Source organism: Aureimonas sp. AU12 (assembly GCF_001463705.1).
GTDB lineage: Bacteria > Pseudomonadota > Alphaproteobacteria > Rhizobiales > Rhizobiaceae > Aureimonas.
In genome coordinates, this window is the sequence record NZ_BBWH01000022.1 from 13,313 (window position 1) to 26,676 (window position 13,364).

Sequence of the window (13,364 nt, forward strand, 5' to 3'; positions counted from 1 at the left end):
ATCCATGCGTATGCTCAAGCGGGCCGCCTTCGGTGCTGCCTTCACGATCCTGTCGGCCACGGCGCTGACCTCCGGGGTGTGGGCCGCCGACAACATCGCCCCCGATCTCGACCAGCCGCTCTGGTATCAGGCGCCCACCGAGAAGACGCTCGAACTCGCCAAGATCGACGATCTCTCCTCGACCGTCGTCAGCGACGGCCAGCGCGGCGAGAAGGGGGTTCTGGGATCCTCGATCCAGATCACGCCGGAGCAGGCGGAGAAGATCAAGGCTGGCAAGTTCAAGGCGGCGATCTCGCTCGGCTGGCTCGGCGACGACTGGGCGTCCGAGCAGCTGAACGGCCTGAAGGAGACCTTCGCCTCGCTCGGCATCGAGGTCGTGGCCGAGACCAACGCCAACTGGGACGACGCCCGGCAGATCTCCGATCTCGACTCGATCGCCATCCTGAAGCCCGATCTTCTCGTCTCCATCCCGCTGAACGGGCAGACCACGGCCACCGCCTACAAGCGCATCGCCGAGGCCGGTACCAAGGTCGTCTTCATCGATCAGGCGGTGGACGGCATGGACCCCGGCAAGGACTACGCCTCGATCGTCTCCTCCGACAATCTGGCGCTCGGCATGTACATCGCCGACGAACTGGCCAAGGCGATCGGCGGCAAGGGCGACGTTGCGGCCCTGTACTTCGCCAACGACTTCTACGTCACGAACCTGCGCTACGAGGGCTTCGTCGCCCGCCTGATGGCCAAGTATCCCGACGTGAAACTCGTCGCCGTCGCCGGACACGACGACCCGAACAAGGGCCAGGAAGTGTCGCAGGCGCTGCTGGCCCGCTATCCCAACCTCAACGGTCTCTACGGCTCCTGGAGCATTCCGGCCATGGGGGCGGCCACCTCGGCCGAGATCGCGGGACTGTCGCCCGAGACGTTCAAGATCGTCTGCGAGAACTTCGACCAGATCGTCGCGGCCAACATGGCCAAGAACGGCTTCATCGCCGGCATCTCCTCGCAACGTCCCTACGACCAGGGCACGGCCGAGGCCAAGATCGGTGCGCTCGCGCTGATCGGCGAGACGACCCCGCCCTACGTCGTGGTGCCGCCGCTGGCCGTGAACCGCGCCAACCTGCCGGCCTCCTACAAGACGATCTACCGGCACGACCTGCCGCCCGAGATGGCGGCCGCCCTGTCGAACTGACCAGAGGCCAGCCGGGCGGCGAAGTGGCGCGCCACCTGCCGTCCGGCTGGCCCATCGGCCGAGCCGGACGCTTCGAGGAGGGGTGCAGGGATGCAGGACGCGACCGTTCTTGAGATGCGGGACATGGAGAAGTCGTTCAACGGCATCCCCGTCCTGAAGAAGGCGCGCTTCGAGCTGCGCCGCGGCGAGATCCACGCCCTGATGGGCGGCAACGGCGCCGGCAAGTCGACGCTGATGAAGATCCTCACCGGCGTCTACACGCGCGATGCCGGCACGCTGGTCCTCGACGGGCGCACGCTCGACTTCCAGACGCCGGGCGAGGCCGAGGCGGCGGGCGTCGCCATGATCTTCCAGGAACTCAGCCTCGTGCCGACCCTGACGGTCGCGCAGAACATCCTCCTGCACCGCGAGCCACGCCGCATGGGCGGGTTCCTCGACGACGGCGAGGCGCGGCGACGGGCCGCCGAGATCCTGGCCGATCTCGGCGAGGACATCGACCCGCGCCTGCCGGTCGAGCTGCTCTCCACCGGCGCCCGGCAGATGGTGGAGATCGCCAAGGCGCTGTCGAAGAACACCCGCATCCTCATCATGGACGAGCCGACCTCCTCGCTTTCGGAGGCCGAGACGCAGTCGCTCTTCCGCATCGCCCGGCGCCTGCGCGACGGCGGCATTTCCATCGTCTACATCTCCCATCGCATGTCGGAGATCTTCACGATCTGCGACCGTGTCACGGTGATGCGCGACGGCGCCACGGTGCTCACCGACGCCTGCTCCAACGTCGGCATGGACGGCCTGATCGAGGCGATGCTCGGCACCGGTTCGGTCGCCGCACTCACCTATCGCGAACGCCCGCAGGTGCCGGCCGGCCAGCGCCCGGTTCTCGAAGTCGAAGGGCTCGACGTCGGCGACCGGGTGCGCGGCGCGAGTTTCGCGGTTCATGCCGGCGAGATCGTCGGGCTCGCCGGCCTCATGGGGTCGGGCCGCACCGAGATCGCCGAGGCCGTCTTCGGCGTGCGGCCGGCCAGCGCCGGCACCGTGCGCATCGACGGCGAGCCGGTCGCGACGGTCGCCGAGGCGATGGCGGCGGGCGTGGCGCTCGTGCCCGAGGATCGCCGGCGGCAGGGCCTCGTGCTCGAGCACACGATGCACGCCAACTTCATGCTGCCGAGCCTCAAGCGCTTCGCGCGCGGTCTCTTCGTGCGGGACCGCGAGGCGGCGGTGGAGGGGGAGGCGGCGGTGCGCGATCTCAAGATCCGCACCGACGGACTCGGCAAGGTCGTGCGGCTGCTCTCGGGCGGCAACCAGCAGAAGGTGGTGCTGGCGAAATGGCTGGCCCGCCACCCCAAGCTCCTGATCCTCGACGAGCCGACGGTCGGCGTCGACATCGGCGCCAAGTCGGACATCGTCGAGATCGTGCGCGCCATCGCCGACCGGGGGACGGCGGTGCTCGTGATCTCCTCGGAGTTCGAGGAACTGCTCGCTCTGAGCGACCGTCTCGTCGTGCTGCACGACGGTCGGGTCGTGCAGACCATGGAACGTCGCGACATCGCATCGGAGGAGGTGCTGCACCATGCAGTCCAAGGCTAACGCATCGCCGGCTCCGGCCGCCCCCGTGCCCCGCCCGGCGGGTCTTCGCTCGAAGATCCAGTGGAGCGACTTCGTCGTCTATTTCTTCTTCGCGGCCGTGCTCCTGTTCTTCGCCGTCACCATCGGCGACAAGGGCTTCCTCACCACCGCCAACCTCTTCAACATCACGCGCACCACCTCGATGATCGCGGTGATGGCGATCGCCATGACCTTCGTGATCGCGGCGGGCGAGCTCGATCTCTCGATCGGATCGACGGCGGCGCTGTCGGCGCTCGTCGCGGCCCTGACGATGCAGGCGGGCTTCGGCGTCGTCGGCGGGGTCGTCGCGGCGATCCTGGCAGGCATGGCGGTGGGTGCGGTGAACGGCTTCTTCGTCACCGTCGTCAACATCCCGTCCTTCCTCGTCACGCTCGGCATGATGCAGTTCGTGCGCGGGCTCGACATGCGCCTGACCTACACCAAGCCGGTGCCGATCGCCGATACCGGCTTCACCGGCATCTTCGGCTCCGGCAACGTCGCCGGCGTGCCCTCGCTCTTCATCTGGTCGCTGGTGGTGGCGGCCGCCGGCCACGTGGTGCTGCGCTACACGCCGTTCGGCCGGCAGGTGCTGGCGACCGGCGGCAACCGCATCGCCGCGCAATATTCCGGCGTGCCGACGAAGCGCATCAAGCTCTACTGCTTCCTCATCAGCGGCGCGGCCGGCGCCGTGGCGGGCATGCTCTACTCCGGCATGATGCAGACGGCCCGCTACAATTTCGGCACGGGTGCCGAGCTTGCCGCCATCGCCGCGGTGATCCTCGGGGGCACCAGCCTCTTCGGCGGCAAGGCCACGATCATCGGCACCTTCGTCGGCGCGCTTCTCATCGGCACGATCAACAACGGCCTCATCATCATGGGCCTCGACGTCAGCGAGCAGAACATGGTGGCCGGTGCGCTGATCGTGCTCGCTGTCGCCTTCGGCCGCAAGCGGGCCAGCAGCTGAAGCCGGCTTGCCCACCGGCGTTGTTGGGGAGCGTGGAAGGCGGCCTCCGGGCCGCTTCCCGTCATGCGGGTCTGCGGCTCACGCGGTCTGCGGCAAGGCAGAGAAGCTCGAACAGCATCTGCGCCCCGCATTGCGCCGTGTTGGACGTGGCGTCGTATTGCGGCGCGACCTCCACGACGTCGCCGCCGACGAAGTCGATGCCGCGCAGGCCCCGCAGGATCTCCAGCACCTCGCGCGGCTGCAGGCCGCCGACCTCCGGCGTGCCCGTGCCCGGCGCAAAGCCAGGATCAAGGCTGTCGATGTCGAAGGAGACGTAGGTCGGGCCGTCGCCGACGATGGCGCGCGCCTTCGCGATGAGGGCTTCGAGCCCGATCTTCGGCACCTCCTCGGCGTGGATCACGGTCATGCCGGAGGCGTAGGAGAACTCCCAGAGATACTCGGCGCCGCCGCGAATGCCGATCTGGATGGTGCGGTCGGGGTCGAGCGTGCCCTCCAGCACCGCCTGGCGGAACGGCCCGCCATGGTGGAACTTCGAGCCTTCGTAGAGGCCGCCGGTGTCGCAATGGGCGTCGATGTGGATCATGCCGACGGGGCGCTCGCGCCCGACTGCCGCCAGGATGGCGCGGCTGATCGAATGGTCGCCGCCGACGGCGAGCGGGATGACCCCGGCCGCGACGATCCGGCCGAAGACGTCCTCGATGTCCTCATGGCAGGATTCGAGCGAGAAGCGCGAGCGGAAGGGCACGTCGCCGATGTCGGCGACGCGGCAGTCGGCCATCGGCGTCATCCGCAGCACGTGCTCGTAGGGGCCGATCCGCTCGACCGACCGCACGGCGCGCGGTCCGAGGCGCGCCCCGGCGCGGTTGGTGACGCCGAGATCCATGGGCACGCCGATGAGCGCCACGTCGAGGCCGGCGAACCCCGTCTCGACCGCATCCTGCCGGAACGGCGCGTCGAGAAGGGTCGCGGGATCGGCGAAGGGCCACTTGCGCCGGTCGCTCTCGGAGAACTGCTGGCGCGAGGCCTTGGCGAAGTCGGGATCGTCGATGTCGCCGCCGGTGGCATCCTGGTAGCGGGCCCGCAGGGCCTCGAGCTTCGTCCTGTCCATGGCGGATCGTCCTTCCCTCAAAGCATCGGTCTTCGGCGAATCTCGCAGGCCATCGAGTTTGCCGGCTTCAGGAGGAGGGCCGATCTCGGCGCCGGTGACAAGCCGGTCGCCGGCTTTCCCGTTGGGCGTCGCCCGAAACCTCGACAACCGATGGACCTCGTGCCGCCTTTTCGAAGCGGCCGACCGGTCAGCCGAGCGCGGGGAGGGGGATGGCGGACGCGGCCTCCACGACGGCGCCGGAGCGGACGAGTTCGAGCGCGGCCTCGATGTCGGGATGGAAGTGCCGGTCGTCGGTGAGGGTCGGGACGCGCGAGCGCAGAAGGCGCCGCACGGCTTCCAGTGCGGGGCTGGAGGCGAGCGCCGGGCCGAGGTCGCAGCCCTGCGCCCCCGCCAGAAGCTCGATGGCGATGACGCCGTAGGCGTTGTCCACCATGGCCAGGAGCCGGCGCGCGCCATGGGCGGCCATGGAGACGTGATCTTCCTGGTTGGCGGAGGTCGGGATGGAATCGACGCTGGCGGGCATCGCCCGCTGCTTGTTCTCCGACACGAGCGCCGCCGCGGTGACCTGCGGGATCATGAAACCGGAGTTGAGGCCCGGGCGCGGCGTCAGGAAGGCCGGCAGGCCGGAGAGGGCGGGATCGACGAGCATGGCGACGCGGCGCTCGGCGATCGATCCGATCTCGCAGACGGCCATGGCGATCATGTCGGCGGCGAACGCCACGGGTTCGGCGTGGAAATTGCCGCCCGACAGCGCCTCGTCCGTATCGGTGAAGATCAGCGGATTGTCGGAGACACCGTTGGCCTCCGTCTCTAAGGTCGCAGCGGCCTGGCGCAGGAGGTCGAGAACGGCGCCCATCACCTGCGGCTGGCAGCGCAGGCAGTAGGGGTCCTGAACCCGCGGATCACCGACGCGGTGGGAGTCGCGGATGGCAGAGCCCGCCATCAGCGCCCGCAGCGCCGCGGCCGTCTCGATCTGTCCGCGATGCCGGCGCAGCGCGTGGATGCGCGGGTCGAAGGGCGTGTCGGAGCCGCGCGCGGCGTCGGTCGAGAGCGCCCCGGTGATCAGCGCGCCCTGAAACAGGCGCTCGGCCTCGAACAGGCCGGCCAGCGCGTTGGCGGTGGAGAACTGCGTGCCGTTGAGCAGCGCCAGCCCCTCCTTGGCCGACAGTTCGAGCGGGCGAAGGCCGGCCTGCGCCAGTGCGTCCTGTGCGGGAACGCGCCGGCCGTCCACGAGAAACTCCCCGACGCCGATCATCGCGGCCGTCATATGCGCGAGCGGCGCCAGATCGCCGGATGCGCCGACCGAGCCCTGGCACGGCACGACCGGCACGAGATCCCGCTCTATCAGCGCGCCGAGGAGGTCGACCGTGGCGCGGGTGACGCCCGAGGCGCCCTGTCCGAGGCTCACCAGCTTCAGCGCCATCATCAGGCGGCAGACGGCGGCGGGCATGGGGTCGCCGACCCCGGCCGCGTGGCTGAGCACGATGTTGCGCTGGAGCGTGGCGAGGTCTTGCGTGCCGATGCGCACGCTCGCGAGTTTTCCAAATCCCGTGTTGATGCCGTAGACCGGCTCGCCCCGCGCCAGGATGCGCGAAACCGCCGCCGCCGCCGCCTCGACCGCCGGCAGGCAGGCGGGATCGAGCCTCGGCACGGCGCCGCGATAAACGGCGCGCCAGTCGGCGAGGGTGACATGGCCGGGGGTGAGGAGGAGCGGGGTCATGGGTCTCTCCGGACGGAGCAGGGCGAGGGGATGCTGTGGGATCGCCGCCCTTGGCGGGCCGACATCGTCGCGGTCCATCCTCTCGGCACGGGTCCCCGGCAGCCCGGGTGGAAGCGAAAGGCTATGTCAGGATTTCCATCATGTATAGACATAATCCGCATCGAGGTCGTCGCCTGTGGTGTGTCGGGCACCCCAAAGGGTGGAACGACAAGGCGTACGGTCCTGATTATGTTAGACCTTGGATCACGATCGATGTCGTCACGAATGGCCCCTGCGGAGTCGCCAGCCGTTCCATCCCCCGTTGCCGGAATGCGGGCGCAGCTGCCCAGTCGTTGGGCGAAAATTGTTTTGCACAGCAATTGACACTCATGGCCCGAATGGCTGTTATGTCTAGGCTTATCGCCGGCGACGACGCGTGTCGCGCGGCCCTTCGATTTTCAGTTCCCAACGGGAGACCGGCATGAACAAACGCTCGCTTCTCAAGGTCGTCTTCGGGCTGACCCTGTCGCTTGGCCTGCCGTTGTCGGCCCATGCCGAGGATGCGCTGGCCCGCGTGAAGGCGGCGGGCGTCCTCAAGGTCGGCACCGAGACGGCCTTCGCGCCGTTCGACTTCATCGACGAGGCGGGCGAGCATGCCGGCCTCAACGTCGATGCCTTCGCGGAGATCGGCAAGGAACTGGGCGTCAAGGTCGAGTGGGTCGAGCTGCCCTGGGACGGCGTCCTGCCGGGTCTCGAAGCCGGTCAGTTCGACGTCGTCGCCGGTCCCGCCACGATCACCAAGGCCCGTCTCGAGCGCTACCGCTTCCTGTCGCCGGTGGCCGAAGCCACGGTCGCCCTCCTCAAGGCCAAGGGCGACGAGACCATCACCAAGCCCGAGGACATTGCCGGCAAGCTGGTGGGCGCCGGCAAGGCGACCTCGCAGCTCGCGCAGGTCCAGGCCTACGGCAAGACGCTGCCGACGCCCGTCGAGACGCGCGAATATGTCGGCTTTAACGAAGCCTATGCCGATCTCGCCGCCGGTCGCATCGCGGCCGTCGCCAACTCGCTCCCCAACATCTCCTATGTCGCCGAGAAGCAGCCCGACATCTTCGCGGTGGTGACGCCGCCCTTCGGCCAGAAGAGCTATTTCGGCTTCATCGGCACCAAGAAGGCCGACGACCAGCCGCTGCTCGACGCGATGCAGGCCGCCCTCGTCAAGATGAAGGGCGACGGACGCCTCGCCGACATGCAGACGAAGTGGTTCGGCGTCAGCTTCGACACGCCCGACGTCGCTCCCGAACCCGCATTCTGATCGAGGATCGGGCCGCGTCCTTCACCGGGGCGCGGCCCGTTTCGCCGTCAAGGATAGTGTCATGTCGATGAGGCTCTTCGAGCTGATGCTGTGGGCGGCGGGAAACACCCTGCTCCTCAGCCTCGTGTCGATCGCGATCGGCCTTGCGATCGGGCTTCTGGTCTGCGCCGCCCGCCTCTCGCCGAGCGCAGCTTTGCGCTGGCCGGCGGTCGCCTTCATCAGCTTCTTCCGGGGCGTGCCGCTCCTCGTGCAGCTTCTCCTGATCTACAATCTCCTGCCGGTGCTCGGGCTGATGGTGCCGAGCACCGTCGCGGCGCTGATCGGCCTGTCGCTCTGCACCGCCGCCTATCAGGCCGAGAACCTTCGCGGCGGCTTCGCCTCCGTGCCCCGAGGCCTTCTCGAGGCCGCCGACATGGTGGGCCTCGGCGCCTGGCAGCAGTTCCGCCGGATCCGCGCGCCGATCGCGCTGCGTCTGACCCTGCCCGCCCTCGTCAACGAGGCCATCCTCATTCTCAAGGCCTCCTCGCTCGTCTCGGTGGTCGGCGTCATCGAGCTGACGCGCATGGCGCAGAACCTCTCGGCCAGCACCTATCGCCCGCTTCTCTTCTACGCCGTCGCCGGCGGGCTCTATCTGGCGATGAACTGGACCCTGGCCGGCGCCGGTTCGCTCACCGAGCGCCTCGTGAAGACGGGCCGCACATGAATTTCGACGTCGCTCTCATCCTCGGCCAGCTGCCCGCCATCCTCTCGGGCCTCTGGCTGACCGTCGGCATCTGGGCCGCCTCGACGATCGGTGGTCTGGTGCTCGGCTTTCTCGTCGCCACCGTGCGCCAGTTCGGTCCGGGCTGGGCGGGCGCGGCCCTTCGCATCGTCGTCGAGATCCTGCGCGGCACGCCCTTCCTCGTGCAGATCTTCCTTCTCTATTTCGGCGGGCCGGCCATCGGCCTGCGGCTCGACCCGATCCCCGCCGGGCTGATCGGCCTGACGATCTACGGCGCGGCCTATTTCTCCGAGATCTTCCGGGCCGGCTTTCGCGCCATCCCGCCCGGCCATGTCGAGGCCGCCGAGTGCGTCGGCCTCACCCGCAGCCAGATCGTCCTGCGCATTCTCCTGCCGGAAATGACCATGCTGGTCCTGCCGCAATGCGTGAACATGACCATCCTTCTGGTGAAGGAGACGGCCGTCCTGTCGATCATCACCGTGCCGGAAATGACCATGGTGATCGGCGCGATCGGCTCGCAGCAATATGCGTTCGTCGAGGCGATGTTTCTCCTCGCCCTCTTCTACTGGCTCCTGGTGGAGATCTGCGGGTGGCTCGGCCGCTTCAGCGAACGCCGGCTTTCCAAGTTCAGGTTCTCATGACGACGAGCACTCCCGCCATCGCGGTCCGCAACCTCACCAAGCGCTTCGGCGCGACCGAGGTTCTGAAGGGGCTGGACCTCGAGATCCAGCGCGGCGCCACCACCTGTCTCGTCGGCCCCTCCGGCTCCGGCAAGTCGACGCTGCTGCGCTGCATGGCCTTCCTCGAGGAGGCGACGAGCGGCACGATCCATGTCAACGGCGCGCCGCTCGGCTTCACCGAGGATGGCAGCGGCCGGCGCGTGCGCCTGCCGCAATCGAGCATCCGCGAGGTGCGCGGCCATATCGGCATGGTGTTCCAGCAGTTCAATCTCTGGCCGCACATGACGGCGCTCGGCAATGTCTGCGAGGCGCTGAAGCGGGTGCGCGGGCTGAAGCGCGACGAGGCGGAGGCCAAGGGCATAGAGCAGCTGCGCCATGTCGGCCTCGCCGACCGCGCCGGCCATTATCCCTCGCAGCTCTCGGGCGGCCAGCAGCAGCGCGTCGCCATCGCCCGGGCCCTGGCGCTGTCGCCGGCCATCATGCTCTTCGACGAGCCGACCTCCTCGCTCGACCCGGAGCTGACGGGCGAGGTGCTGAACGTCATGCGCGATCTCGCGACTGAGGGCATGACGATGGTGGTGGTGACGCACGAGATCGGCTTTGCCGCCTCGGTCGGCCAGAAGATCGCCTTCCTCGACGGCGGCAAGCTGCTGCTCGTCGGGCCGCCCTCGGAGGTCTTCGCCCATCCGCGTCATCCCCGCCTGACGCAGTTCCTCGAAACCTATCTCGATCGCGGCGCAGCCATGCTGCTCCAGTCCCCGTGAGCGCCGCGACGCGCTGAAGCCACTCATGACATCGCCCGTACGCCCTTCGCTGCACCAGACGATCCTGGCGGATCTGCGCGGCCGCATCCTGTCGGGCGAGTGGCCGCCGGGCACGCAGATCCCGTTCGAGCAGGCGCTCGCCACCCGGTTCGGCTGCTCGCGCATGACGGTCAACAAGGTGATGGGCGAGCTCGTCTCGGCCGGGCTGATCGAGCGCCGGCGCAAGGCCGGCAGCTTCGTGCGCCGGCCCCAGTCCTATTCCGCGGTGATGGAGATCGCCGACATCCGCCGCGAGGTGGAGACGCTCGGCCTCGCCTACGGGTTCGAGCTGGTGCGCCAGGAGCGTCGCGAGGCCGGTCCCGCCGACCAGAAGCGGCTGGGCCTGTCGGAGCCCCACCCGATCCTCGCCATCCTCTGCCGCCACTTCGCCGCGCGCCAGCCCTTCTGCGTCGAGAACCGGCTGATCGACCTCACCGTCGTGCCCGATGCCGCGCAGACGGATTTCGCGGTGGAATCGCCGGGCGCCTGGCTGATGGCGCGCGTGCCCTGGACGAGCGCCGAGCACACGATCCGGGCGGCGGGCGCCGACAAGCTCGTCGCCTCCGCGCTGCTCGTCGCGCCCGGCACGCCCTGCCTCGTCATCGACCGGCGCACCTGGAACTCCGCCAGCAGCGTCACCGCCGTGGAGCTCACCTATCTCGGCGAGGCGCACGAACTCGTCGCCCGCTTCACGCCTTCGCCGGGCGGCTGAAGCCTCAACGCCGCACGATGACGCCCGGGTTCATCGTGCCGTGCGGATCGAGGCTGGCCTTGACCAGCCGGATGAGCGCGAGCTTGCCCGGATCCGCGGTCGCCTCCAGCGGTCCGATGCGCTGGCTGCCGACGCCGTGTTCGGCCGAGAACGAGCCGCCGCGTTCGCGGATGTCGCGGTAGACGGCGGTCTCGACCTTCGCCGCGACATCGGGTTCGAGCGGTCCCGGCCGGTTGAGGATGATGTGCAGATTGCCGTCGGCGAGATGGCCGAAGATCAGCGGCTCGAACGCACCGTCGATGCGGGCGAGCTCGGGCAGCAGGCGGCCGAGATAGGCGGGGATCTCCGACTGCGGCAGCGACACGTCGAAGGACGGGGCGGCGGGATAGGCATGGTAGACGAGGTCGGTGTCCTCGCGCAGGCGCCAGAGTTCGCGCTCCTGCCGGCTGGACTGGGCGATGAGGCCGGTCGCTTGTGGAAACCGCTCCAGCACCGTCTCGAACAGCGTTTCGAAGGCGGCCGGCAGGCTGGCGTCCTCGGCGCCGCCGATCGACAGGAGACCATAGACGGGAGCCGAGCGGTCGATCGCCTCGCTCCGCCAGCCCAGCGCCTCGGCCGTCAGGTCGAGAAAGGGCCGCCACATCGCCTCGGCGGCGCGCAGGGTCACGCCGGGAAGCGCCAGCGCCAGCTGAATCACCTCCAGCACCGCCTCGACCGAGGGCAGGCCGAACAGGGCGGTGGCGCTCGCCTGCGGCAGCGGGTCGAGCTTGAGAACGGCGCGCGTGACGATGCCGAGCGTGCCCTCGGCGCCGATGACGAGATGCTTGAGGTCGTAGCCCGCCGCGGTCTTCACGACGCGGGTGCAGTCGCTCATCACCGTGCCGTCCGGCAGCACGGCCTCCAGCCCGAGGATGCGATGGCGCATGACGCCGTTGCGGAAGGCCATGATGCCACCGGCATTGGTGGAGATCATGCCCCCGATCGTCGCCGTGCCGCGCGAGGGCAGATCGATGCCGGGCTCCAGACCATGGGCGGCCGCGGCCTCCTGCACTGATTGCAGGCTCGCGCCCGCTCCGGCCGTGACGGTGCGCTCGATGGGGTCGAGCCGCTCCACCGCGTTCAATCGCGCCGTCGAGACCACGAGCTGCCCCGGCGCCGAGACCGAGCCGCCGACGAGGCCGGTGCGCCCGCCCTGCGGGACGATCGAAACGCCCGCTTCGCGGCAGAGGCGTACCAGTGAGGCGACCTCTTCGGTCGAGCCGGGCAGGGCGAGGAGGCCGCTCTTCAGGTTGTTGCGGTTCCAGCCGGGATCGATCGCGTCCAGGGCGTCGCCGGACTTGACGTGAGCCTGCCCCAAAAGCTGGCGCAGCCGATCCTCGAAGCCGGCGGGAAGCGGCAGGGCGGTCATCGGGCGGCGCGCCAGCGAACGAGCGCGTCGAGGAACCGTTCGCCGTCGCCCTGCGAGCCGATGGTCACGCGCAGGGAGCGCTCGAAGCCGCTCTCGCGCCACGGCTTGACGATGATCCCCTCCGCCAGCAGCGCCTCGGCGGCCGCGGCGCTGTCGCCGCCGCAATCGACGAACAGGAAGTTGGTGCGCGAGGGCGCGGTGCGAAAGCCCGCCGCCGCAAGGCCTTGGGCGAGCGCGGCGCGGCGTGCTTCGAGGCGGCTTACAGAGGCGCGCATCCAGTCCTGGTCCGCCAGCGCCGCGATCGCGGCGATCTGCGCCGCGCCGTTGACGTTGAACGGCGTCTTGGCCGCGGCAATCGTGCGGGCGAGAGCGGCGTCCGAGGCGATGGCGTAGCCGACGCGCAGCCCTGCGAGACCGTAGGCCTTGGAGAAGGTGCGCAGGATCACGAAGGGCAGGCCGGCATCGGACAGGATCTGCAAGGCGTCCGGCAGGGCGCCGCCGCCATATTCGAAATAGGCTTCGTCGAGCACGAAGAGCGTGCCGCGCCCGCATGCCGCCTCGGCGAGCCGCGTCAAGCCGGCTTCATTCAGTGCGGGGCCGACCGGGTTCCAAGGCGAGGAGAGGAAGACGAGGGCGGGGCCCGTCTCGATCGCCGTGGCCAGCGCGTCGAGGTCGAAGCCGAAATCGGGCAGCATCGCGATCTTGCGCACCCGCGCCCCGGTGGCGAGCGGCTCGATCTCGTGCAGGCCGAAGCTCGGGGCGACGGTGAGCACCTCGCGTCCCGGCTCGAGCGCGGCCCGCGAGATGGCGGCGATCATCTCCTCCGACCCGTTGCCGCAAACGATCCGATCGGGCGCAACGTCCAGAAACGAACCGAGCGCGGCGCGCAGCGCGGTGCAGGCGGGATCGGCGTAGCGCGAGGGATCGTAGCCGGCGAGGGCTTCGAGGACGCGGGGCGAGCAGCCGTCGGGGTTCTCGTTGCTGGCGAGGCGGGCGATGTCGTGGCGCCCGCTCACGCGCCGCGCGGTTTCGACGCTGAGGCCGGCATTGTAGGCCGGCAAGGCCGCGACGTGGGGATTGAGGCGAAGGGCGGCACGGGCCGTGGGTTCGAGGACGTCGCTCACGGGAGGGCTCCGGTCGGTGGGGTTCGGGAGGATGGCGGG

12 protein-coding genes are annotated in these 13,364 nt (G+C 69.3%); 8 read left to right on the forward strand and 4 right to left on the reverse strand.

Features of this window, described 5'->3' with window-relative positions:
* Positions 1 to 4 precede the first annotated feature (4 nt).
* From AUL33_RS08525 to AUL33_RS08535, 3 genes are all read left to right on the forward strand, one after another.
* Complete coding sequence (locus AUL33_RS08525; protein WP_082652440.1) at positions 5 to 1,189, forward strand: substrate-binding domain-containing protein; 1,185 nt, start codon at positions 5 to 7, stop codon at positions 1,187 to 1,189.
* A 90-nt stretch (positions 1,190 to 1,279) separates the two neighbouring features.
* Positions 1,280 to 2,776 (forward strand): sugar ABC transporter ATP-binding protein, encoded by a 1,497-nt coding sequence (locus AUL33_RS08530; protein ID WP_062206581.1) that lies wholly within the window; start codon positions 1,280 to 1,282, stop codon positions 2,774 to 2,776.
* The gene (locus AUL33_RS08535) at positions 2,760 to 3,758 is read left to right on the forward strand and encodes an ABC transporter permease (RefSeq protein WP_082652441.1); all 999 of its coding nucleotides are present in this window, start codon (positions 2,760 to 2,762) and stop codon (positions 3,756 to 3,758) included. The genes AUL33_RS08530 and AUL33_RS08535 overlap by 17 nt, the downstream gene beginning before the upstream one ends.
* A 61-nt stretch (positions 3,759 to 3,819) precedes the next feature.
* On the opposite strand, the gene speB is transcribed toward AUL33_RS08535, so the two are convergent.
* Positions 3,820 to 4,866 (reverse strand): agmatinase, encoded by a 1,047-nt coding sequence (gene speB / locus AUL33_RS08540; RefSeq protein ID WP_062206583.1) that lies wholly within the window; start codon positions 4,864 to 4,866, stop codon positions 3,820 to 3,822.
* 187 nt (positions 4,867 to 5,053) lie between these two features.
* Entirely contained in the window at positions 5,054 to 6,586 is a 1,533-nt protein-coding gene (gene hutH / locus AUL33_RS08545) for a histidine ammonia-lyase (protein ID WP_062206585.1), read from the reverse strand.
* Between the two features lie 460 nt (positions 6,587 to 7,046).
* Between hutH and AUL33_RS08550 the strand changes: the two genes are divergently transcribed.
* The 5 genes from AUL33_RS08550 (at position 7,047) to hutC (ending at position 10,793) form a co-directional block, all read left to right on the forward strand.
* Positions 7,047 to 7,877, forward strand: a complete 831-nt coding sequence (locus tag AUL33_RS08550; RefSeq protein WP_062206587.1) for a transporter substrate-binding domain-containing protein — start codon at positions 7,047 to 7,049, stop codon at positions 7,875 to 7,877.
* 61 nt (positions 7,878 to 7,938) lie between these two features.
* The gene (locus tag AUL33_RS08555; protein ID WP_062206589.1) at positions 7,939 to 8,580 is read left to right on the forward strand and encodes an amino acid ABC transporter permease; all 642 of its coding nucleotides are present in this window, start codon (positions 7,939 to 7,941) and stop codon (positions 8,578 to 8,580) included.
* Positions 8,577 to 9,239, forward strand: a complete 663-nt coding sequence (locus AUL33_RS08560; RefSeq protein WP_062206591.1) for an amino acid ABC transporter permease — start codon at positions 8,577 to 8,579, stop codon at positions 9,237 to 9,239. The genes AUL33_RS08555 and AUL33_RS08560 overlap by 4 nt, the downstream gene beginning before the upstream one ends.
* Complete coding sequence (locus AUL33_RS08565) at positions 9,236 to 10,042, forward strand: amino acid ABC transporter ATP-binding protein (RefSeq protein WP_062206593.1); 807 nt, start codon at positions 9,236 to 9,238, stop codon at positions 10,040 to 10,042. The genes AUL33_RS08560 and AUL33_RS08565 overlap by 4 nt, the downstream gene beginning before the upstream one ends.
* 25 nt (positions 10,043 to 10,067) lie before the next feature.
* Positions 10,068 to 10,793: a histidine utilization repressor gene (gene hutC, locus AUL33_RS08570; RefSeq protein WP_062206594.1), complete on the forward strand. Its 726-nt coding sequence runs from the start codon at positions 10,068 to 10,070 to the stop codon at positions 10,791 to 10,793.
* Positions 10,794 to 10,797: 4 nt separating this feature from the next.
* Here hutC and AUL33_RS08575 read toward each other — a convergent pair whose 3' ends face one another.
* The gene (locus AUL33_RS08575) at positions 10,798 to 12,201 is read right to left on the reverse strand and encodes an FAD-binding oxidoreductase (RefSeq protein ID WP_062206596.1); all 1,404 of its coding nucleotides are present in this window, start codon (positions 12,199 to 12,201) and stop codon (positions 10,798 to 10,800) included.
* Positions 12,198 to 13,325, reverse strand: a complete 1,128-nt coding sequence (locus AUL33_RS08580; protein ID WP_062206598.1) for an aminotransferase class I/II-fold pyridoxal phosphate-dependent enzyme — start codon at positions 13,323 to 13,325, stop codon at positions 12,198 to 12,200. Before AUL33_RS08580 ends, AUL33_RS08575 begins: the two co-directional genes overlap by 4 nt.
* Between the last annotated feature and the right edge of the window lie 39 nt (positions 13,326 to 13,364).